This is a genomic window from Collinsella sp. AM10-26 (assembly GCF_003472525.1).
Taxonomy (GTDB): Bacteria; Actinomycetota; Coriobacteriia; order Coriobacteriales; family Coriobacteriaceae; genus Collinsella.
In genome coordinates, this window is the sequence record NZ_QRMC01000010.1 from 12,390 (window position 1) to 35,435 (window position 23,046).

A 23,046-nucleotide genomic window follows, 5' to 3' on the forward strand; every position below is an offset into this window, starting at 1 on the left:
ACGGTATAAATCGTCTGACCTGCTTTCTTATATAAGGGCATCGTTAACGTCAGTTGGGTAGAATTTGGGTAGAAAGTTTTTTGTGAAGGGCTATGCCCAAAGTCCGGTTTCCAACCCTTCCCACAGCCTACGGGCTTATAAGAAGCCCTTCGGCCATGGAAAGCGTTGAAAACCTAGGATGACGTTGCTGTGAGATGGGCGAGTTTCCAACAGCCCCCGGCGTCTTCGGGTTTCGCCTGGGACCCTGCGACACCGTGGACCGTCGAAAACTCGCCCTTCCGCTTGGAAGAGGGCTTTTACCCCTTAAAATTGTCCGAAAGTGACAACGACGCAGGAGGTCCGGTATGCCTGCCAGCAAGAAAGAGGCAAAAGAGTTCGTCAAGCGGTGGCAGAAGCGCCTTGCCGCCATCCCCGCGGGCTCCAACAACGAGTAGCAGGACACGCAAAAGTTCTGGGTCGACCTGCTCATCAACGTCCTGGGCATCCCGTCCAACACCATAGACAGCTTCGTTGACTTCGAGCGGAAGGTGAGAGGCCGTCGCATCGACGTGTTCGTCTCTGACCACAACTTTCTCTGCGAGCAGAAGTCGTGGGGCATCGACCTCGATAAGCCCGAACCCAGGAACGGCGGCATGGAGACGCCGCTCCAGCAGGCCATGTGGTACGCGCGGCACCTGCCGTACTCCGAGCGCCCCCGCTGGGTGATGACATGCAACTTCGAGACCTTCCGTCTCTACGACCTCGACAACGAGAGGCCCGAGGACACCGTGCAAGAGTTTTCCCTCGAAGAGCTCCAGGACAGTCTGTATCTCTTGTCCTTCCTGACCTCCAACGAGACGAGCCGCCTGCACAAGGAGCAGCAGCTCTCCATCGAGGCCGGGGCCTACGTCTCCAGGCTCTACGATGCCCTCGCCAAGCAGTACCACTACATCGAGGAGAAGGACGAGCGCGCGCAGGAGGAGCAGCGCTCGCTCAACGTGCTCATCACCCGAATCATCTTCTTGCTCTACGCCGAGGACGCCGACCTCCTGCAATCGCACCAGGCGTTCGGTAGGTACTGCGAGGGTGACCCTGCCAAGCTCCGCCGCAAGCTGGTGGACCTGTTCGAGGCGATCGACACGCCCCTGGATAAGCGGGACGAGTACATGGACGAGGACCTCGCGGCCTTCCCGTACGTGAACGGCGGTCTGTTCGCCGACTCCTCCATCATCGTCCCGCAGATGACCCCGGAGATCCTCGAGGCCATCACCGACGCGTCCCAGGACTTCGACTGGCGCGAGATCTCGGGCGTAATCTTCGGCGGCGTGTTCGAGGGAACGCTGAACCCCGAGACCCGCCATGCCGGGGGCATGCACTACACGAGCGTGGAGAACATCGAGCGCTGCCTCAGGCCGCTCTTCCTCGACGAGCTGTGGGATGAGCTGCACGAGGCCGAGGGCGAGAGGACGGCGGCGAAACGCAAGCAGGCCCTGGCGAGGCTGCACGACAAGGTTGCCTCCATCACCATCGGCGACCCCGCGTGCGGCTCGGGCAACTTCCTTACCGAGGCGTACCGGCAACTGCGCACCATCGAGAACCGAATCATCGAGGACGAGCTCAGCGAGGAGACCGGCAACGCGGGGCAGACGTCCCTCGTCATTGCGCAGGACAGCCCTGTCCGCGTGTCCCTGGACCAGCTGTACGGCATCGAGATAAACGACTTCGCCGTCTCGGTCGCTAAGACCGCCCTTTGGATCACCGAGGAGCAGATGCTCCGAAAGACGCAGGAGATATACGTCGACTATGACTTCGACTTCCTGCCGCTCAGGAGCCTCAGCAACCTTCATGAGGGCAACGCCCTCAAGACCGATTGGTCCGAGGTGTTTCCCGATGACCTCACGTACCTCGTGGGCAATCCGCCCTTCCTTGGGGCCCGTAACCAGTCCAAGGAGCAGAAGGCAGAGCTCCTTGAGGTCTTCGATGGTGCGAAGAACGCAGGCAACATCGACTACTGCGGGGCCTGGTACATGAAGGCTGCGAGGTTCACGCAGGGAAAGCGCACGCGCTGCGCCCTGGTTTCTACCAACTCGATATGTCAGGGCGAGCAGGTCGCCAACCTCTGGAAACCCCTGCACGACCTGGGTATCCACATCGACTTCGCGCACAACACCTTCCGCTGGGACAACGAGGCAGCAGACAAGGCACACGTGTTCTGCGTCATCGTGGGCTTCTCGCGCGAGGTTGGGGCCAAGACGCTCTTCTATCACGCAACGCCCGATTCTGACGAAGAGCAGATTTCCGTGGCCCGAATCAATGCTTATCTTAAAGACGCTCCGGACGTTTTTGTCTACAGCAGAAGTAAGCCATTATCAGATGTTCCAGAAATGGGAATAGGCTCCCAGCCTATAGACGACGGCAATTACCTTTTCACTGATGAGCAGAAAATCGAATTCTTGCAAATTGAACCTGGTGCAGAGAAATTCTTTCACAAGTGGCTTGGATCACAAGAATTTATCCGTGGCAAAAGCCGTTGGTGTTTATGGCTTGGGAACGCAAATTGGGATGAGCTAAAGAATCTGCCTAAATGCAGGGAAAGGGTTGAAGCGGTGCGCCGGTAACGGCTCAAGAGCAAGAGAAGTCAGACCGTTAAGGCTGCAGAGTGCCCTGCCCATTTTGGAACTGAAATCCTGTCGGATACAGATTCAATCTTGATACCAGAGGTTTCATCAAGCCGAAGGCGATACATCCCAATGGGGTTCGTCGATGCTGAGGTCTTTTGTAGCAATAAAGTTCGTCTTATCCCAAATGCAACTCTCTATCAATATGGGGTGTTGCAGTCCCAATTTCATAATGCATGGGTTAGGGTCGTGACCGGAAGACTGAAAGATGATTATCAGTACTCGGCTGGTATTGACTACAACAACTTCGTCTGGCCCGAGCCCACGGAATCCCAACGCGAAGAAGTTGAGCGTTGCGCCCAAGCCGTGCTCGACGCCCGGGATGCCCAAGAAGGTGCGACGCTCGCGGACATGTACGATCCCAAGAACGAAACGTTCTTCCCCGAGCTGATGTCTGCGCATAAGGCGCTCGACGCTGCTGTCGAAGCTGCCTATGGCGTCGACTTCGGTGGGGATGAGGAGAAGATAGTCGTCCATCTTTTCAACCTGTACGCCAAGAAGGTCGGTGAACTATAGTGCCAAATTCCATCTATAACCCCATATCGCTGGAGGTTGGTAACATCCTGAAGGACGTTCAGACGGGCAAGATCGGTCTGCCCGACCTGCAACGACCCTTCGTGTGGGGCAACGAAAAGGTCCGCGACCTGCTTGATTCCATGCTCCGCGGATACCCTATCGGCTATGTGATGCTGTGGGACTCTCCGAGCGACAACGCGGGCAAGAAGTCTGCCATAGGCTCGAACCAAAAGGTGTATGCCGTCCCCAAGTCCCTTGTCATCGACGGACAGCAGAGACTCACCGCTCTCCTGAGCTCGCTGTACGGCGTGTCCGTGCGAGACAAGAACTTCAGGGAGCGTACGGTGAAGGTCGCCTACGACCCCATCGCACGCTCATTCAAGAATGCCGACGCCTCGACCGAGAAGGATTCGCGCTATGTGCCGGACGTATCCGAGGCCTTCGCGGCGAACCACGACAACAAGCTGAGCGCCTATCGCAGGGCGTTCATCAAGCGCCTTAACGAGGCGAATGCCAAAAAGGGAGAACCCGAACTCGACGATGACGGCGAGGATGCCGTCGAGAGCGGGCTCAACGCATTACTCGGGCTTGAGCGTTATCTTCTGCCGACGCTGGAGATTTCCGAATCGGCTGACGAGGAGACCGTATCGGACATCTTCGTGCGTGTGAACTCGCAAGGGCAGGCGCTTAAGCAGGATGACTTCATCATGACCCTGCTTTCGGTCTACGAACCTGCCATGAGGGAGCGTATAGAGGAGTTCTGCGCCATGAGCCATGCGCCCGCAAAGGGCACCTCGTACAACCCGCTCATGACCGTCTCGCCGACGCATATCATTCGCGCCACGGTGGGCGTGGGGTTCAAGAGGGGTCGCCTGCGTTATGCCTACCAGATTCTTCGCGGGCGAGATCTCAAGACAAAGGAAACGACGCCCGAGACGCGGGCCGAGAACTTTGCCACGTTTGGTCGCGCCCTCGATCTCGTGCTCGACTTGAACAACTGGCATGCCTTCATCAACACGCTGGCGGAGGCGGGCTACGTCTGCTCTGACCAGGTGGGGTCGGGCAACGCGCTCATGTTCTGCTATGCGTTCTACCTTATCGGGCGCTATGAGTTCGACATGGAGCCACTGGCTGTGCGCGGGCTCGTGCGGCGCTGGTATTTCGCCGCAGCCATAACGGGGCTCTATGTGGGGTCCTTCGAATCCGAGTTCGAGCAGCAGCTTAACGACGTCTCGCGCCTTGAGACCGCCGATGAGTTCCGGGCGTACTTCGACCGTAGACTCGCTGCCATCATGACGGACGATTATTTCTCCATCACGCTGCCCAGCTCCCTCGACGCAAACGAGGCGACGGGCCCGACCTGGTGGGGCTTCGTCGCGGCTCAGGTCGTGCTCGGTGCCAAGGCGCTGTTCAGCACGGCCCCTCTTTCTCAACTGCTGCTTACCGGCTCATCAGGTTCCAAAAAGGCTCTGGACAAGCATCATCTGTTCCCAGATAACTACCTGAAGGCCAAGGGCTACCTTTCACAGCGCAGCAACCGAGGCAACTTCACCCTTGTTGACTACCAGAACAACATCTACATCTCGGATGATGCCCCGAATGAGTACGTCAGGAGGTACCGTGAAGCCCTGGGCGAGGACGAATACCGCCGCAACTGCGAGGAACACGCCCTGCCCCTCGGATTCGAAGAGCTTGATTACGAGGACTTCCTCGGTCAGCGCAGGAGGCTAATGGGTGAGCTCGTGAAGAGGGCATATGAGCGACTGTAGATTTCGGACTAGTCTTTGGGGGTCATGTTGACTAAGGTTTTCATATCCTACGCATGGGAAAGCGAAGAACACCGCGAATGGGTAAAGGCGCTGGCCGACCGCCTTCTGTCGGACGGGATCGATGCAGTCCTGGACCAATATGATCTCGAGCTGGGTGACAGGTTGCCGCAGTTCATGGAGCAGTCGGTCAGGTCGTCGGACTATGTTCTTATCGTCTGCACCCCAGCATATAAGCAGAAGGCCGATGCGAGAATCGGCGGGGTTGGATACGAGGGCCATATCATCAGCGGAGAACTGTTCTCTGGGCATAATGAGAGGAAGTTTATCCCGGTAATAAAGGAAGGGGGCGTTGAGGAAAGCCTCCCGACCTTCCTCAAGGGGAAATTGGCGGTCGACTTGGGCGATGGGGTCGAGTCTCGTGGCTATAACGATTTGCTTGCGACTCTTTATGGGGTCAAGAAGAAGCCGTCGGTTGCGCCCAAGCGCCGCATCGCTCAGACGTCTTCGAAAAAACGCGAAGAAGAGGGCGAGGGCTCTGAGCCCATCAGAATCGTCGGTATTGTGGTCGATGAGGTGGGAGAACCGAGGAACGACGGAACGAGGGGGAGTGCCCTGTACGAAGTGCCGTTCCGATTGTCGAGACGCCCCAGCTCTCTGTGGTGCGAGCTCTTCTTGAAGTCCTGGGACTTGCCGCCAAGATTTACCACCATGCATAGGCCACATATCGCATCGGTTGCCGGTGACGAAATAGTCCTCAACGGGACCACCATCGAAGAGGTGAGGGACTACCACCGCGACACCCTCATCCTGTGCGTGGAAGAAGCCAACAGGCTTGAGGCCGAATACCTTGAGAGGGAACAAAAGCGTCGAGCGCGTGAAGATGCCTCCCGGGCAGCCTATAGGAAGAACGTTGAGAACGTCGCCGGGACGATTGATTTCTAGCTCGGCCGCTTGCGCGAGGGCGTAGCCATCGGCCTCGCGGCCGATGGGTCCCGCTTATGGGCGGCCCCTGCGACGCGCGGAATCGCTCTCGTTGTGGCTCTCTGTAACGCTCCCATGGGTCGCATTTCGTCTAGCTCCGCTCGCGCCACCCTTCCCGTCGCCCGCATCATCAGGGCTGCATCGGTTAGAATCGTGTGTGCGACGCATTCCGTGCGCGGGCGGCCGAAGACTTGATCGGAGGTCCCCAATTGCTGAAATTCCTTAACGCGCTCGCCGCCCTTGCGACGGTCGGCACGTTCATCATTGCGTTTCTTGATTCGTATGAGGTTCGGTTTAAGGTCCGTAGGCGCACGCGCGGTGCGGACGGTTCTCGGCGTTTGCGCCGCAAGCGCAAATAAAAACGGCCGGGGTTGCAGCCCGGCCGTTTAACACGTTAGAAAACTAGGCCGCCCGCGCTCCTTAACACTTACGCGGGATGCGTCGTTTTCTAAAAACATTCTACCCGTCCGGCTGCGGGTTCGTCTACATTTTCCAAATCAAATCACCAGATGCCTACTGAGAAACGCAAAGCGCCCGCTTGCTGGGGGAGCAAGCGGGCGCCTGTGAGCGAATATGTTTGCGGCGAGAGCCGTAATGAGCGGTTGGGTGGCGACTAGTTGGTCGTACCGGAATCGTCGCCCGTGCTCGTGCCCGAACCCGAGCCCGAGCCAGAAAGTGCAACCGTCAGCGTAATCGTGCTGTCGGTGGACTGCTTGCCGGTGGGGGAGACGCCCGTAACGGTGGCATCCTCGTTACCGCTCACGGGATTGCCGTTCTGGTCACAGAAGCCAATGTTATAGAAACCGGCGTTGTTGAGCGCGGTGACGGCGGCAGAGATGCTCTTGCCGTACAGGTTGCCCGGAACGCTGGCCTTGCCGGACTTCTTGGCAATGACGACGGTAATCGTGGCACCGGGCTTCTGCTTGCCGCTGGGGTTCCAGCTGATCACGGTGCCCTCGGTAACCGAGTCGTTCTCCTGGTAGCTCACGTCGACGCCAAAGCCTGCCATATCGAGGGCGTTTCGCGCCTGGGCCTCGGTCATGTCGGTCAGGTCGGGGACGGACGTGGTATCCGGGCCGCTCGAGACCTTGTACGAGATGGTCGTGCCCTTCTCGACTTCCTTACCGGCTTCGGTGCCCTGCTCAAAGACCTGGCCCTCATCGGCCTCGTTGGCCTCCTCGGTGGCGTTGCCCTTTAGGCCAACGCTTGCCAGTGCCGCCTCTGCCTGGTCCTTGGTTAGACCGACAAGCTGGGGAACCTCAACCTTCTCGGAGGGCTTGGGGCCCTTGGAGATCACCAGGTTCACCTTGGTGCCTTTGGGCTTCTTGGTGTTGCCGTTGGGGGTCTGCTCGGCAACCTTGCCCTCGTCGACATCGTCGTTATAGCTCTGGTCGATGGTGCCGACCTCAAGGCCTTCCTCCTTGATCAGCTCGACGGCAGTCTGCTGGTCCTTGCCCAGCACGTCGGGCACGGTGACCTGTTCGTCGCCAAAGAGTCCTGTGGCAAAGGCCACCACGATGCCGATGACGGCAACAGCTGCCACCACGGCGGCGATGATCTTGTTTTTGTTGGACTTGGGCTTTTCGACCTCGTAGGAGCCGGTGGAGCCCGAAACCGAGCTACGGGCGGTATTCTGGCCGCTCACGCCCGAGACGGGACGCACCATGGCGCGCGTCTGATCGGAAAGCTCGCGAGTCTTGGTGGCGCCAAGCTCACCGGGGGCACCGATGATGCGCGTGGGCTCTGAAATGTTGACGGCACGACCGGACAGGTAGCTGTTGAGCACCTGACGCAGCTCGTCGGCGGTCTGGAAGCGGTTTGCCGGGTCCTTCTCCATGCACTTAAGGATGATGCGCTCAAGGTCGGCATCGACACCGGAGTTGATCTGGCTCGGCGGAATAGGCAGCTCGTTGACCTGCTTGAGTGCGACCGAGATAGCGTCGTCACCGTCAAAGGGAACGCGGCCGGTGGCGCACTCATACATCACGACGCCCAGCGAGTAGATATCCGAGGTGGGGCCGAGGTCCTGACCGCGGGTCTGCTCGGGGCTGACGTAGTGGGCGGTTCCCAGCACGTTGTTGTCTTGCGTGAGGTGGCTGTTCTTGGCGCGCGCGATGCCAAAGTCCATGACCTTGATGTTGCCGTCGGGCAGCACCATGATGTTCTGCGGCTTGATGTCGCGGTGGATGATCTCGTGCTTGTGGGCGACCGAGAGTGCAGAGCTGATCTGCGATCCGATCTGGGCGACCTTCTTGGGGTCGAGGGCACCGTGGCTCTTGATTCCGCTCTTAAGGTCGGTACCGCGCAGGTACTCCATGACGATGTAATAGGTGTCGCCGTCCTTGCCCCAATCGTAGACGCCCACGATATAGGGGGAGGAGAGACCGGCTGCTGCCTGGGCCTCCTGCTTAAAGCGTGCGGCGAAGGTTGCGTCGCCAGCATACTGCGGCAGCATGATCTTGACGGCTACCGTGCGGTCGAGGACCTGGTCCTGTGCACGGTAGACGGTCGCCATACCGCCTGTCCCCACCTTATCCTTGAGGAGGTATCTTCCCCCGAGGACCCTCTGTTCCATTCCTGCTCCTAACATAACTATTCGCTCAACGATGTGTGTAGTACCTACGATGTGGCCGCTGGGGCCGTGTGGCGCGTTGCCGCTAACTCTTCGGCCGCGGTGCGCCTCGGGTGTCCGATTCGATCATGGGCATCACGCTCCCTGTGCGGCGAGCGCCGCGGTCAGGACGATGCCGGCAATCTTGGCCGCCTTGACGTCGTGTTTGTCGTAATCCTCCAAGGCCACCGAGATGGCGACCGTGGGTGAATCGTAAGGTGCAAAGCCAACGAACATCGAGTTGACGTTGGTGCCGCCGATCTCGGCCGAGCCGGTCTTGCCGGCGACCTTGACGCCGGGGATCTGGGCATCGGTGCCGCTACCGGACTGGACGACGGCGAGCATGGCCTGCTTGACCTGGTCGGCCGTGGCAGAGCTGACAGCCTGGCCCAGCGAGCGGGACTGCGTGGTCTTAACCACGGTTCCGTCCGGGGCGAGTACCTGGGCTACAAAGTACGGGTCCATGACCACGCCACTGTTAGCGATGGCAGCGGCAATCACGGCGTTTTGCATGACGGTGGTCTGCGGGCCGGGCGTGTGGTCCATGCCGACAGGCTGGCCGGCGCCGGCCCAGGCGGTCTCCCACTCGGTCATGAGCGACGGGTCGGCCATGATGGAGGCCGTGGAGGTCAGGTCCTGGCCGAGCTCTTGGCCGTAGCCAAAGGCGTTGGTAAACTGCACGAGCGTGTTTGCACCAACTTCGTTTGCCACCTGGCCAAAGACGACGTTGGAGGACACGGCAAAGGCCTGCTGCAGGCTGATGGTGCCGTAGTTCTCGTTGGCATAGTTGATGACCGGTGCGTTGCCGATGTCCATGGAGCCGGGCGCCTGGTAGGTGCTGGTAAGGCTGGCGGTACCGGTCTCGAGTGCCGCGGAAAGCGTAACGACCTTAAACGTGGAGCCCGGCGTGTACAGCGCGTCCATGGCGCGATTGTACATGGAGCCGTCCTCGCCGCCGCCCGCCTGCAGCAGGGCGTCGATGTTGGTGTTGTCGTAGGTGGGCGAGCTGGCACATGCGAGTACCGCGCCGGTACGCGGGTCGATGACCACTACAGCGCCCTTAAAGCCCTTGAGTGCCTGCTCGGCAGCTGTCTGGATACGCGAGTCGATGGTGAGCTTGGCGGTGTTGCCCGGCTGGGTCTGGCCCGCGAGCGACGCGATGGCGTTGTTCCAGCTGGAGTAATCCTTGGAGCCGGTGAGCGTGTCGTTCATGACACTCTCGATGGCGGTGGTGCCAAACTGCTGGCTCACGTAGCCAACCACGTGCGCTGCCAGGTTGCCGTTGGGGTAGGAGCGTACGTAGGTGCCGTCCTCCTGCTGCAGCGACTCGGCCAGCGTCACGCCGTCGGACGTGATGATGGAGCCGCGCTGGATGTACTTGGAGCGGGCGATGGTGTGGTTGTTGGTCGGCATATCCTGATAGTCCTTGGCCTTGATGACCTGGACATAGGTGAGGTTGCCGATAAGGATGGCAAACAGCGCCGTAAAGGCTAGCACCGCACGGGTTAGACGGTTGGCGAGCGCAACGCGGCCGAGCACACCGGATTCAGGCGTGTCGAGCAGGCGGCGGCGCATGCGCGAGCCGACGGAATGGCTGCCACTGCCGTAGGAAGACGAGGTGGCAAAGCGCGTGCCCGTCGGGGCGGCGGCAGATGCGACCTGATCATCGGTGATGGCGGCCATGGTGCCGGTGCCGGTAAGCTCGGCCTCGCGTCCGGTTGCCTCGTCACCGGCGCGCAGCAGAAGCGCGACGATGATAAAGCTCGCCAGCAGCGAGGAGCCGCCCTGGCTCATAAAAGGCAGGGTGACGCCGGTCAGCGGGATCAGGCGGGTTACGCCGCCAACGATCAAGAAGGCCTGGAAGCTGATGGCGGCCGTAAGGCCCGTGGCACTAAAGGCTGCGAGGTCGGATTTAGCGCGGGCAGCCGTGGTGAGGCCACGCACGGCAAAGAGCATAAACAGGATGAGCACGGCGCCGCCGCCCAAAAGGCCCATCTCCTCGCCGATAGCCGAGAAGATAAAGTCGGACTCGACGACGGGGATGTTGTTGGCCATGCCGTTGCCGATGCCAACACCGACCAGACCGCCATCGGCAAGCGAGAAGAGCGACTGGACGATCTGGTAGCCCTGGCCCTGGGCGTCCTTAAAAGGATCGACCCAAACCTGGAAACGTACCTGAACGTGAGACAGGAACTTGTAGGCGCCCACGGCTCCAACGGCTAAGAGCGCGAGGCCGATAACGACATACGAGAATCGTCCCGTGGCAACGTAGAGCATCAGCAAGAAGATGGTGTAGAACAGCACGGCCGAACCCAGGTCGCGTTCGAAGACGACGACGAGCAGGCACACACCCCACACGGCAAACAGCGGCAGCAGCAGTCGCAGGCGAGGGATCTTAAAGCCCAGGATCTTGCGGTTGGAGATGGAGAGCAGCTCGCGGTTCTCGGCCAAGTAGCCGGCCAGGAACAGCACGATAAAGACCTTGGCGAACTCGCCGGGCTGGATGGTAAAGCCCGCGATGCGAATCCACAGCTTGGAGCCCGAGATCGTGGTGCCGATAAAGATGGGCAGCATCAGCAGAATGATGCCGATAATGCCAAAGGTGTACTTGTAGCGCATGACCACGTCGAGGTTTTTGACCAGTGCAAGCGTTCCCACCATGAGCGCCACCGAGACAAACAGGATGATGAGCTGTGAGATGGCGAGAGCGGGGGCGAGGCGTGTCACGAACGTGATGCCGATGCCCGAAAGTATAAATACGATGGGCAGGATGGCGGGGTCGGCGCCAGGCGCCAAGATGCGCACGGCGATATGTGCTGCGGCGAAGGCGGCGAAGAGGCCGATCGGTACGGCGAGCGTCTCAAAGGAGATGGCAGCGCCCGCGGTGAGGACGTACATCGCATACAGCAGGATGACGGGGAACGCCGAGGCGATGAGCAAGAGCAGTTCGGTGTTGCGGCGACTCATAAGCGGCACTCCCTTTCTAATTCTTATCGGAGGCTTCGGCCTCGGCGGACTGTTCGGCGGTTTTCTCGGAATCTGATTCGGAGGTCGATCCCTGGTCGGTGTTGTCGCGAATCGTTTGCGCGTCGATCACCTGGCGGGTCTGCTCCTCGTCAATCTGGTGGCGGTACTTGGATATCGTGTCCTGCGCATCGTCGACACTTGTTTGCGGAATGCCCGCCTTGAGGCGGTTTTGCGTGTCTTCGGGCAGGTCGGACAGCTTGATACTGGTTTCGCTTTCGAGCCAGTGGAGCTTGAGTCCGAGTGGCTTGCCGGGCAGGCCGCGCCAGACGGCGACATTGCCCTGGTAGGTACCCAGGTAGTACGAGCCGGTGACACCCGTGTAGGCCCAGATGGCAGCCGCCAGCACCAAGACGAGACCTAAGACGACGCCGATGGTGACGTTGCGGCGACGCACGCGTTGCGCCTCGCGCATAACGCCATCGTCAACCAGGTCAACGACTACTACGGTCACGTTGTCGTGGCCGCCGGCGGCAAGCGCCGCGTCCACTAGGTTGTCGACGCAGATTTGCGCGGTTGAGGACTGCGTGGCGATGTTCTCGATATCGCTATCGGGAATCATGCTCGAAAGGCCGTCAGAGCACAGGATCAGGCGGTCGCCTTCCTCGATATGCAGAGTGAAGTGGTCGGCATACATGGCGGGGTCTGAGCCCAGCGCACGGGTGATGACCGAACGGTTGGGGTGGACGCGAGCCTCGTCTGCCGTTATCTCGCCGGCGTCCACGAGCTCCTCCACGTAGGAGTGGTCGCGGGTCACGCGGATGAGCGTGCCCTCGTGGAGCAGGTAGGCGCGAGAGTCGCCCACGTGGGCGATGGCGAGCGTGTCGTTTTCGATATAGGCGCAAGTGGCTGTGCAGCCCATGCCGGGCTTGCCTAGGCCGTTCAGGGCGGCCTCGATTACGGCGGCGTTGGCTGCCTCGACGGCTGCGGCCAGGCGTGCTGCGTCGGCGGACTGCGGGGCCGTCTTGGCAATAGTCTCGACGGCGATGGAAGAGGCTACCTCGCCGGCGGCGTGACCGCCCATGCCGTCGCATACGCAAAAGAGCGGCGACTGCACCAGGTAGGAATCCTCATTGTGCGGGCGCACACAGCCAACGTCGGAGCGGGCACCCCACATGAGTTGCGTGGTGGTGCCGGCATCATAGGTCGAGTCGGTCTCGATGCGCTCCTCGGTCAGGGGCTCAAAGCTCATGGTCGAGCCGGGGTCTTTGAGCTTGGCTTCAACGGCGGCTACGTCGATCTCGGCTGTGTCACCGGGAGAGACGGTGTCGGTCTCGGCGTTTGATTCGGAATCGCCGGTGTCCGGAGAGTCGGGCTCCTCGGGCACGCGGGCGGTCGACTCGTCGTCTTGCGGGCTGACGTCTATAGGCTCGGGTGTCGCAAAGTGCGACGGCGCGGGCGTGCTTTGCGACTGGGCGGCGGGCTCGGCCACGGCATCGGACTCGCTTGCGGGCGCAGGCTGCGGGGTCTTGGGCGCAGGGCCGTCCTCGGGGGATGGCCCTGCCTCGGGCGCCGGCGTAGACGCGGGCGCAACCTCGGATGACGGGGCTATGGGAAACGCCGGCGCGGCGGGCTCGGGTGCCGCAAACACCGCAGCGCTCTCGTTGATTGCCGCGGCGACGGGCTCTGCAAAGTGAGCTGGCGTCGGGGTTGCTTCGGGCGCTGTGGGCTGATCCGCAGCATGTGCGCCGATGGGCGCCGCTACGGCATTCTCTTCGTCCTCGTTATCGGCGAGATCCGAAATATCATGCGTTACATGCGAAAGAGGCAGGGAGAATACGGTGTCCTCGGGTTCCACGGGTGCGGAGCCCGCCGGAGCGGCGTGGGCCGGCGCAGCTGTGGCGGCAGCCGGTGCCTCGGTCATAGTTGCGGACTTGTTCTCCTCGTCGATCATCGACGGTTCACCTTCATGACCACGTCGCCAATCTGGACTTCGTCGCCCTCACGCAGCGTTGCAGGCTCCACAAGCTGGCGGCCGTTGACGAGCGTGCCGTTAAGCGAGTTGAGGTCCTCGATGATGAGCGCCGGGCCCTGCAGCGAAAAGCGCGCATGCGAGGCCGAGACGAACGGTTCGTTGATGCAGATGTCCGAAGATGGCGAGCGACCGACGATGACGGGGCCGAGCATGTCTACGTGGATGCCACGGATGCCGCGCGGGCCCTTGTCCACATCGATCGTCCAGATAGCCGAGTCGCGGCGCTGTCCGCGCACAAGTCCCACGCCGGTCTTCATGACGGCGAACAGGAAGATATAGAGCAGGGCGACCAGGACGATGCGGCCTGCAAAAAGGACGATATCGATGTTCATAAGCGACTATCCCCTAAATTCAAAGGTGCTCAGGCCAAACGTCAGCAGATCGCCGTTGCGCAGCGGGCAGCGCGTAATGCGGCGGTTGTTGACGAGCGTGCCGTTGGTGGAATTGAGGTCCTCGATCGACCAATCCGAGCCCGTAAAGGTGAGCTGGGCGTGGCGGCGCGACACGTTGGGGTCGCGCAGGGCAATATCGGAAACTGAGCGCTCGCGACCGATAGTCACCTGTGCGGAGGTGATGCTATGGCTCTCGCCGCTCACGACGTCGACGAGCTGGGCGAGCGGGCGCTGCGGGGCGCGAGTGCTCGCCATGTTGGAGGCGATGCCGGCTGCGGCGCCTAGGCCCACGGCGGCACCGGTCGCGGCGGCTCCGCCCATGCCGGCAAGCGCGTCGCGCGAGACGGTCTGCGGCACCGGGATAGGAGCGGCGGGGTCGGGGACGCTAGGCGCGAAGGGATCTGCTACGGCAAGCGGGTCGGGAGCGGCGGCGCGAGGCGTCGGCTGCTGCTGGGGCATGGCGGCGGGGCGCTGCTGCTGCGGGGCAGCAAACTGCTGCTGGCCGGCGCGCGGGGCGCTGGCGGCACGGCTTGCGGCGGAGTTGTTTTGGCCCAGACCGTTTTGATAGGCGCGCTCTTCTTCGTACAGGCGGCCGAGCGTGGGGGCATCGACGTTCTCGGCAAAGACCGAGAACTTGCCGGCACGCAGCTGCGGATCGATCATAAAGCGCACGAGGGGCTCGCCGACAAAGACATAACGGCGCTTTTCGGCCTGCGCCTTCACGAACTCGCGGACCTCACGCGAAAGCTCGGGGTAGTACGGGGCGAGCATGGGGTCGTCGTCGGCGGCGATCAGGATGGTATAGAGTGCCGGCGCCGTGTTGACGCCATTGATCACCAGAGTCTGATCCTCCATGTCGCGAGCGGCCTGCTTGGCAAGCTTCTTAAAGGAGAACGGGGCACGGGTGGCACCGAAGATGCCGGCCACGTGGTCCTCGAAGATGTTCAGGAAGTTCACGAAAGATCACTCTCCGTATAGGTTCTTTGGTATCCGAGCAAATATAGGCATATCCCAACGATTATAGAGGATAGGGTTCCCGCAACCGCCGCCTTGGCGACGACCGCGGCTGCAAGGCTGGCAATTTCCATATGGTGTGCAAGACAGGACGCCGCTGCGCAGCCGATGCCGGTGAAAGCGATGGCGGCGATTGCGGCAAGGTTTGAGCCCTGATCGGCACGCTTGGCATGGGCATTGAGCAGCGCAGATGACGCCGCGGCAGTTGCCGCTACCAGCACAAAGGCAGCCCAAAGGAGTGGGTCTCCCAGCGCTGCGGCAACGTTACCGAGCCCCAGCACGCCTCCGGCTGAAAGCGCGACCGTGGCCAGACGGGCAAAAAGTGCGCCCATGCCCGTTGCCGCGGCGGCGCTTGCCGGGCCGAGCCAAAATGACGCGACGCCGGCGGTGACCGCAGCTGCCAGGAAGGTATTGCCGGTCAGACAGCCAAGCGCGAGTGCACAGGTGAGTGCGGCGCTCGCGGCAGCCTCGGTGCGACCCCAGGCGATCCACCAACCGGACATAGCGGCGGCAAAGATCACCGCGACGGGCAACATCGACAGGATACCCTGTGCCTGCATGGTGGCGTTTGCCATGAGCACCAAAAAGCCCACAGCCGAGATGGCCGAGCCAATCTGGGGGGCCAGGCCGGCCGCCGCTCCGATCGCGATAGCCGCAATGACCAGGCCGGGAAGCGCCGCGACCCCAGCCGTTTGCATCAGCAAAAAGCTAAAGGTGCCGCACGCTAGCGCCGAGATAGCGCGCATGGTGTAGTCGCGCGCATGGTTCCAGCGCGTGCCCGCCCAGCCGAGTGCGGGGTCGACCTCGATGGCGTCGTCCTCGTAGTACGACGGCTCGATATCGTCGAGCTCCTGCTCGTCATCCGAAAGCTCGCCAACCATTTGCTCCAAGCTGCGACGGCCCTCGCGTACGCTGCCCAGACCGGCAAGGAGCTGGTCGCAAAATGCCTCGATGCTGCTGGGGCGGTCCTGCGGCATGGGGGAGAGCGCGCTCATGAGCGTGGCCTCGGCTCCCGGGGGGAAGTGTGGTATCAGCTCGCTGGGATAGGTGGCGCCGCCGATGATACGGTCGAGCGAGTCGGCGGGCGTGGCCGCCATAAAGGGAGCGCTGCCGCACAAGCCCTCATAGATAACGCAGGCAAGGGCAAAGACATCAGCGCGTTCGTCGACCGTGCCGGTCTCGATATCGAGCTGCTCGGGCGGCATGTAGCCGATGGTGCCGCCGCGCGAGCCGCCAAAGCCACCGGCGGACGACAGCCGCGCCATGCCAAAGTCGGTGAGCTTTACATTGCCCGAGTGGTCGATGAGCACGTTAGCGGGCTTAATGTCTAGGTGGAGCACGCCATTGCTATGGGCGAAGGTAAGCGCCTGGCCCAGCGCGTCGGCAATTGCCGCGGCCTCGTCAAAGGTGAGCGAATGGCCGTCAACTCGATGCAAAAACTCGGCCAGCGACATGCCGTCGACATACTCCATAACCAGGTAGGCATAGGCTGTATCGTGCGTAAAGTCGATAACCTGCACGATATTGGGATGTTGAAGCATAGCGGCAGTGTGCGCCTCGCGCAGGACATCCATGATGTCGCTGGCGGGCATGCCGGAACCGTTGATAAGGGGGATGCGCTTAATGGCGACGCGGCGGCGCAGGTGCGTGTCGCGGCAGATCTCGATGGAGCCAAAACCGCCGGTCGCAAGCGTCTCGAGCGGCTGGTACCGCTTGAGCAGCTCGCGAGAGCTGGTGCCCTCCAAAGGAACGTCCGGCGAGAACCGGGCGGTATGTTGCGAGAAAAGCGGCATGGCCAACCCTCGTGCGTTTAAAGTTCGTTTGCGAGCGGCGGGCGCGGGGCCAAGCCGTTCGCGGTGGCATAGATGCTGCTAGTGTAGCACGCTCGGGCAGATGGCGAGGAAACGGGGATGAGGTGGCCCGATCGGTTCGGGTCGTTTCGGCTCGTTCGGAAAGTGGGGGACCGGTTTTCAACCAAATAATGGGATGCGCTTTCCAAAGGGGGCAGCTTGCGGAAGCTGCATCCCAGAATAATGGCCTGGAACGGGACGGACTTTCCGAACCGGCGCTCAAAAGGAAACCGCATCCCATTTTGGAGCGGGGGCTGCGGACAAAAGCTGGACCGTGATCTGGCTCGGATTGGAGTTCGCCTGAATCGTTGATGCTGGCTGGTGTGGGAACAGAGATAAACGAGCGGCTCGAGCGATATAATGACACGCTATGGAGGCCATATGCTTTTTTCCCGCCGTTCTGCTACATCTGCCTGCGCCATTGCGCTTGTCGTAATGGCGGTCACCCCTTATCACCGGTTTTCATCTTCAATCGGCCTGGCGTCAGGTGCAATGACCTGGCTCGTTATCCTGGGCGCATGCCTCGCGGCGTTTGTTCATGGTGCTGCGCTATGCAAGGGGGGAATGAGACGGCCGAGGCATCTCGGTGCTATCGGTGTTTTCCTTGGTGTTATTGCAACGGTTCCCGAGTGGGTTGACTTGGCCTTCTATGCTCGCGGAGATTCTATTCCATTCGTGTTTGCACCGATCTGGCTGTTGCATGGCGTTTCGTGCGTCTCGTGCTTTGCTGGGGCGTTGCTCCTCTCATATGTTATTTGGGACACGGCGGGCTCTCCTTTGACGCAGGGGGCGACGCCGACCGACGAAAGAGAGAATCGTCGCCTGCAGAACGCGATTTTTACAGAAACAATAGCCGTCCTGTCTTGCCTGCTGTTTTGCTGTCGAGTTTCATGGAGAATTGTCCCCGAGCCATGGGGGATACCCTCTGTTTCGGCCGCATCAATTGGCCTTGCGCTTTTAATTCCGTTGGTCTATCTCGCATTGGCTGTGGCCCCGCTGTTTCGCTGCTCCCGCGCCTTTGGTCGGGGGCAGAGCGACGTGTTTGCCCGTTCTGTGCTCGTGGCAGTCCCTATTGGCCTTGTTCCGGCTGTTGAGGCGGCATACTTCGCAAGCGATGCCGCGATCATTGCATTGCTTGCGATGGGGTCTGCTATCGCCGCTGCTTTCGTATGCATGTTACTAAGGAGAAAACGGGACAACAATTCGGATATCGCCCACGCGTCTGACCCATTCGATGCGGAGGCGTTTTCCCCTGCCCTGTCGCCTAGAGAAGAGCAGTTTGTTCGACTGCTGCTCAAAGGGAAAACGCCGGCGGAAATTGCCAAGGAGACGGATACGAAGCCATCGACGGTGCGAACAACGCTTCACCGAGCATACGGGAAGGCGTCAGTTGCGGGCTCACGCGAGCTCGTGGCGTTGTTTGCGGGTGAGGGTGATACTGTAGGGCCTGAGCTGCCGCAGCGGCATGCTGACGATATGTTGGCATCAGCTCGAACGCGCCGGCTGTTTCGATACCTGCTCACATTATTTTTTATCCTCCTTGCGGCTGGACCGTTGGTAATGGCGGATAGCGATTGGGGATCCGGTGTTTCGTGGGCTGTCGCTTTTTCTCTCTCAAGCTATGCATTGGGTCTCGGACTGCTTCTGTCGCTACGCTACGCGGGTGGAAAACCGAATCGTGAAGCTGCGCTGGATAGAGCAGGTGAGGCGATTGAGCTCGGAGGTCCGTGCATGTGGGCGATACTGTCTGCTGCGGAATGGTCTTTTATCTATATCTCGGCATGGAGGTGCATACGCGTTCCGTTGATGGCTGTGCCGGTCCTGTTTTGCGGCGTGGCGTCTACAGCTTCGCTCGCTGTTGGGCTGCGTCCGTTTAAGGTGCATGCCCGTGCTCGGGCTATCGTGCCATTGGTGTCAATAGGTGTCGCTGCTTCAATCTATGCGGCCAGTAGGGGGCGAATTCATGGGTTCGTGGTGCTGGCGGGGATGCTGCTCACATATGTAGTGCTGCGAAGCTGTCCGCAGCGCAAAATGCTTGGGGTATGGATGCTTTGCTTTGGGGCGACGGCTCCTGTCTGGGCCGTCTTGCTCAACATGGCGCAGGATCTGATGGTTTTCGAGCCGCTGTTCCTTGCGTCGCTGTTGGGGCATAGTTCGGCTGTCAATGTCGTCGTGGCAACGGTGGTCGTCTGCTGGTCTGTGCCCATGTTCGTCACGCACATCGCGCTCGCCCACTCGGTTGAGAACGAGAGGGCCGTCTTGGAGTACCGTGCGAATGGGTTCGCCGAAACGGCTCGCGTGCGCCAGCTGGCTTTGCTTACATCGCGCTCCCTTTCTGATGTTCAGTCGCAAATTTTGCTGATGACGGCAGAGGGCGCAACGACAAAGACCATTGCGGAGGACGTAGGTTATGCTGCATCTACGGTGCAAGCGTTGCGATCCGCATCTTATCGCCAGTTGAAGATCAAGAACAAAGCGGAGCTTATTTCATTGTTATCGCAGGTGGATAACGTGTAAACGCCTGGATTATCAACTCAATAGCGAGTGTTTACAGACATCTTTCTCCATTCATGCAAAGGTTGCCGTGCGTCGACGCATTGTTAACCGCTTTTGATTGGAGAAGGCCATGATTAAGTTAAAGAACGCCATTGGCCGCATCGGAGTGAGCCTTGCGATTATTGCGGGGCTTTCCCTGGGGGCTCCTATCGTATCGTTTGCTCAGGAGGAGTTTGACACTTCTCAGGTTTCAAGCGTTACGCAGAATGCCGACAGCGGAATAGCGACTTGTGTTAACAACGCGGATACGGGATTTAGTTTCCAATGTTCCGGGACAAGCGCGACGGGCTATCGCCGGAAAGACAATTCTTCCTCGCTCTATATCAACATCTTGGGGTATTCGGGCAAGCCACTTCGTTTGTATGTGGATGGAGCTTACAACACAAACGGTAGCGGTGGCGCAAATTGCACCGAGGGCGTATATCGTTCCAACCATTATGGAAAGTGGGAGATGTACAACCAGGTTCGCGAGAGCGGGCGTTCAGCGGCTCGTCTGACGGCTTGGGCTGAGTCTGGCTATGGCACCGTTAATGGAGTCTGGAGTCCTGATTGCGTTGGGCGCTTCTCGAAGTTGCCGGCGTAGTTTGAATGGATACCCGCCCGGGCCAGCGGGCCTGGGCGGGAAGGAGGATTCATGATTAACAATAAGGGAGTCCTGCGGCACGAGCTGCACAAGACGTTCCGCTGCCCGCTGTTTGCTGCCTCCCTCGTCATGGGCGTTTTGATCGCGTTGGCGGCTGCTGTTGAGTCGTGGTGTTACCTGAATCAAGAGCGGAATAATCTACTCTCTTTCGGTTATGGGCTTGGCCTGCAAGCGCAGCACTATCTTGGACAAACGCGCGAGAGTAGTTTCGGCAACTGGATAGTCGTGAGCGCAAATGCGCCACTATCGGCGACTATTTTTTTCTACATCTTGCCGCTGCTCGCTCTCTTGGCGGGATCCTGGTCATGTCTGGCTGAGCGGTTGAACGGTTACGACGCCCAACTATGTACGCGCGTGTCGAGGAGGCTTTATATCAACGTGAAGCTCATCTCGTCATTCCTCTCGGCATTTGTTGTAACTGCCGTACCGCTCGCCGTTAATTTTCTCATCGTATCGATGTTGTTTCCCGCGTATATGCCCCGGGTCGATGAAACGACATACGTTGGCCTTTACTTGCACAGCTATTTTTCTCTTCTTTTTTATACTCAGCCCTTGCTCTACGTATTGGTTTATACGCTGTTCGATGCAGTGACGCTGGGGGTTTTATCCATGGCCGTGACCGGTCTGTCGGTTGTGTTTCGCAGCAGAGTCAAGGCTGTGATCGTTCCGTATCTACTCATGGTTGCGTGGCACTTTGTTAATGACTGGATTTTTAGCGTCTTGCAGTGTATTGGATTCAACTGCAACATTCTCAACAGCATTAGATCGGAATCGCTCAATAACTGGCCCGACATTCGAGCGGGGATTGTAGAGATCGTAGCCCTGCTTATTGTTTCGCTGTTTTTTGCGAAGGTGTTGGAGAGGCGCGAGGTGATTTGATGTTGTTTCGATTGCTCGCGGCGGATTTGAGAACCGTATTGAAGAGGAATGCTGTTGCTTTTATTGCAATGGCGGTCATGTCGATTGCGAACTTGGTCTATGCGTATGGACTGTCCGTGATATATGGTACTAAAACGGAAATATTGGGGTTTGCAGATAATTTCGCGCTGGTTTTTGCCGGGTCGACTCCGTTTGAGTTTAGGCCGGGGGCCATGTTCGTTCCTCCACTTGGCTGGCTGTTTCTCACCCTGCTCATTCTCTATACAACCCTCGATTATTCAGTCGAATCATTGCGGGGGTTCGGCTTGCAGACGCTTGTCCGGTGCCGTACGAGGTGGCTGTGGTGGGTGTCGCGGTTTGTTTTGGTTACGGTGGTAACGACAATCTCACTGCTCGTGGTGGTCTGCTCTGTTGTGCTTTGGAGTTTGGCAACGGGCGCCTCTTTTAGCACGGTTATACATAGCGAGTCGCTTCAACTTGTAAGCTTAGGCAAGGATTTTCTTACATCGAGCGAAGCGGATGGACTGCCGTTTTTCGCGGGTCTATTTCTTGCTTTTGAATCGCTTGCCTTTATGCAGCTTGCAGTTGGATTTGCATTTGGGCCATCGGTCGCGTTTGTGACGCTCGTGAGTTATTTGATTTGCTCGGCATATACAAGTCATTGCGCGTTGTTGGGAAACGCATTGATGCTTCTGCGCTGGGACGGAATGGTGAAAGGGGGCGTCTCGGTGGCTTCGAGTGCGCTGGTCTCACTTGCGATCATGGCGGCTTGTTTATTGATGGGCGGATTTTGGTTTTGGCGAGCCGATTTTATAGAAAGGAAGGGCACGGTATGGCTGTAAACGTTAAAAACGTATCGAAGCGAATCGGTAAAATTGACGTTTTGCGCAATGTGTCTATCGAGATAAATCCGGGCACCGTTGTCGGGCTTCAGGGCATTAACGGCTCGGGCAAAACCATGCTCATGCGAGCGGTTTGTGGACTAATTAAGCCAACTAAAGGCGAGATTATTATCGATGGACAAAGGCTTGGAATGGATATTTCGTTTCCGCCAAGTCTGGGAATGCTGATCGAAGCGCCTTCTTTTATGGGCTACCTATCCGGCTATGACAACTTGGAGCTCATCGCCAAGATCAAAGGTGTTGCTGCCGATGAGGATATCCGTTCTGCTCTGCGACTTGTGGGGCTTGATGCTGACGAGAAGAAGAAGTTCCGGACTTACTCGCTCGGCATGAAACAACGTCTGGGGATAGCTGCGGCAATTATGGAAAAGCCGAAGCTGCTTGTTCTCGATGAGCCAACGAATGCCCTCGATGAAGCGGGCGTTGAAATGCTCAAGCGCGTCGTCTCGCTGGCAGCTTCAGCGGGCCGTGAGGTTCTTTTGTCTAGCCATGACGGGGAAGTGCTCGCGGAACTTGCCGATAGGGTTTATTGCATGCGCGATGGCGCCATCGCCGAAGTGCGGGAAAGGCTGTGAGTGAGATGGAATCGGCTCTTTTGACGAGGAGATCCGCGCTCGCGCTCTGCGGTTGCGCTGTAATTGGTGCGGTTGGTGCAAGGATAAGCGCTGTTAACGCCAATAGAACGGTGATTCCTGAGAAGTATTATCCTGCGGGGAAATGGCTTTCGATGGATGGTGCATACTTTGGTTCGAAGGACAGCCCAACTTCGGGATATTCATTCTGCGTGGATGATGCGGCGTTGATGACGCCACGGGAATATCTTAGACGGTCTCATGACGACTATTCAAAATACGGAGACGTGAATGTTGAGACGAGCCTGAAGGACGCTAATTGTAAGTGCGTCATTGCGGTTAAAATGCGCGTGCGGAACAGGGATAACGAAGACGGTGGAATCAAAACGTACCTTTGGCATCTTGTGCCAGAGTCTTCTCCAAATTACGACTTTGTGGTCAATACGGATTTAATTTGTCAGGCGATGCCGGTTTTAGGCGGGTCTCCAGCATTTGCCGTGCAGGTGGGGGCAGAGAACGAGTTGCTTGTCCCGTTTATGATGCAAAATACCAACGACTACTTTGAAGATTACGAAACCGTCCGTTTTGAGAAGGCGTTTCCTGGGACTTATACGATGAAGATGACCGATCTGCCGGAGCGAAGGCTCTTTAGGTTTGATGTGAAATAGCTCGAGAGCTCGGCGAGATGGGTCCATCGGCGGTGCT

Annotated in this window: 14 protein-coding genes and 1 pseudogene; 9 read left to right on the forward strand and 6 right to left on the reverse strand. The window is 59.2% G+C overall.

The genetic code is table 11. The features are described 5' to 3' along the window. Positions 1-449: 449 nt before the first annotated feature. The 3 genes and pseudogenes from DW123_RS09790 to DW123_RS08850 all read left to right on the forward strand — a co-directional run. Positions 450-3,173: pseudogene (locus DW123_RS09790) on the forward strand (class I SAM-dependent DNA methyltransferase); the annotation flags it as partial. After that, positions 3,173-4,942, forward strand: a complete 1,770-nt coding sequence (locus tag DW123_RS08845; protein ID WP_158570750.1) for a DUF262 domain-containing protein — start codon at positions 3,173-3,175, stop codon at positions 4,940-4,942. The pseudogene DW123_RS09790 and the gene DW123_RS08845, both read left to right, overlap by 1 nt. 24 nt (positions 4,943-4,966) lie before the next feature. Beyond that, the gene (locus DW123_RS08850; protein ID WP_118273696.1) at positions 4,967-5,884 is read left to right on the forward strand and encodes a toll/interleukin-1 receptor domain-containing protein; all 918 of its coding nucleotides are present in this window, start codon (positions 4,967-4,969) and stop codon (positions 5,882-5,884) included. A 652-nt stretch (positions 5,885-6,536) separates the two neighbouring features. Here the strand turns inward: DW123_RS08850 and pknB are convergent. The 6 genes from pknB to DW123_RS08885 form a co-directional block, all read right to left on the reverse strand. Beyond that, positions 6,537-8,498 (reverse strand): Stk1 family PASTA domain-containing Ser/Thr kinase, encoded by a 1,962-nt coding sequence (pknB, locus tag DW123_RS08860; protein WP_118273694.1) that lies wholly within the window; start codon positions 8,496-8,498, stop codon positions 6,537-6,539. A 132-nt stretch (positions 8,499-8,630) separates the two neighbouring features. Further along, entirely contained in the window at positions 8,631-11,501 is a 2,871-nt protein-coding gene (locus DW123_RS08865; RefSeq protein ID WP_118273693.1) for an FtsW/RodA/SpoVE family cell cycle protein, read from the reverse strand. A gap of 16 nt (positions 11,502-11,517) precedes the next feature. Next, complete coding sequence (locus DW123_RS08870) at positions 11,518-13,452, reverse strand: Stp1/IreP family PP2C-type Ser/Thr phosphatase (RefSeq protein ID WP_118273692.1); 1,935 nt, start codon at positions 13,450-13,452, stop codon at positions 11,518-11,520. Continuing rightward, complete coding sequence (locus tag DW123_RS08875) at positions 13,449-13,865, reverse strand: FHA domain-containing protein (RefSeq protein WP_006235180.1); 417 nt, start codon at positions 13,863-13,865, stop codon at positions 13,449-13,451. The genes DW123_RS08870 and DW123_RS08875 overlap by 4 nt, the downstream gene beginning before the upstream one ends. Before the next feature lie 6 nt (positions 13,866-13,871). After that, positions 13,872-14,882, reverse strand: a complete 1,011-nt coding sequence (locus tag DW123_RS08880) for a DUF3662 and FHA domain-containing protein (RefSeq protein ID WP_118273691.1) — start codon at positions 14,880-14,882, stop codon at positions 13,872-13,874. Beyond that, positions 14,879-16,732, reverse strand: coding sequence for a serine/threonine-protein kinase (locus DW123_RS08885; protein WP_118273690.1), 1,854 nt, complete (start codon positions 16,730-16,732; stop codon positions 14,879-14,881). Before DW123_RS08885 ends, DW123_RS08880 begins: the two co-directional genes overlap by 4 nt. Positions 16,733-17,170: 438 nt before the next feature. On the opposite strand from DW123_RS08885, the gene DW123_RS08890 reads away from it, so the two are divergent. The 6 genes from DW123_RS08890 to DW123_RS08915 all read left to right on the forward strand — a co-directional run bounded on the left by DW123_RS08890 (position 17,171) and on the right by DW123_RS08915 (position 23,009). Beyond that, the gene (locus DW123_RS08890) at positions 17,171-19,306 is read left to right on the forward strand and encodes a LuxR C-terminal-related transcriptional regulator (RefSeq protein ID WP_158570749.1); all 2,136 of its coding nucleotides are present in this window, start codon (positions 17,171-17,173) and stop codon (positions 19,304-19,306) included. A gap of 109 nt (positions 19,307-19,415) precedes the next feature. Further along, positions 19,416-19,928: a hypothetical protein gene (locus DW123_RS08895; RefSeq protein WP_117742892.1), complete on the forward strand. Its 513-nt coding sequence runs from the start codon at positions 19,416-19,418 to the stop codon at positions 19,926-19,928. Positions 19,929-19,979: 51 nt separating this feature from the next. Next, positions 19,980-20,867, forward strand: coding sequence for an ABC transporter permease subunit (locus DW123_RS08900; protein WP_117742891.1), 888 nt, complete (start codon positions 19,980-19,982; stop codon positions 20,865-20,867). Then, entirely contained in the window at positions 20,867-21,709 is an 843-nt protein-coding gene (locus DW123_RS08905; protein ID WP_117742890.1) for a hypothetical protein, read from the forward strand. The genes DW123_RS08900 and DW123_RS08905 overlap by 1 nt, the downstream gene beginning before the upstream one ends. Then, positions 21,700-22,344: an ABC transporter ATP-binding protein gene (locus DW123_RS08910; protein ID WP_117742889.1), complete on the forward strand. Its 645-nt coding sequence runs from the start codon at positions 21,700-21,702 to the stop codon at positions 22,342-22,344. The genes DW123_RS08905 and DW123_RS08910 overlap by 10 nt, the downstream gene beginning before the upstream one ends. A 5-nt stretch (positions 22,345-22,349) precedes the next feature. Further along, a complete protein-coding gene (locus DW123_RS08915) occupies positions 22,350-23,009 on the forward strand; it encodes a DUF5028 domain-containing protein (RefSeq protein WP_117763377.1) in 660 nt (219 codons plus the stop codon). The last annotated feature ends 37 nt before the right edge of the window (positions 23,010-23,046 follow it).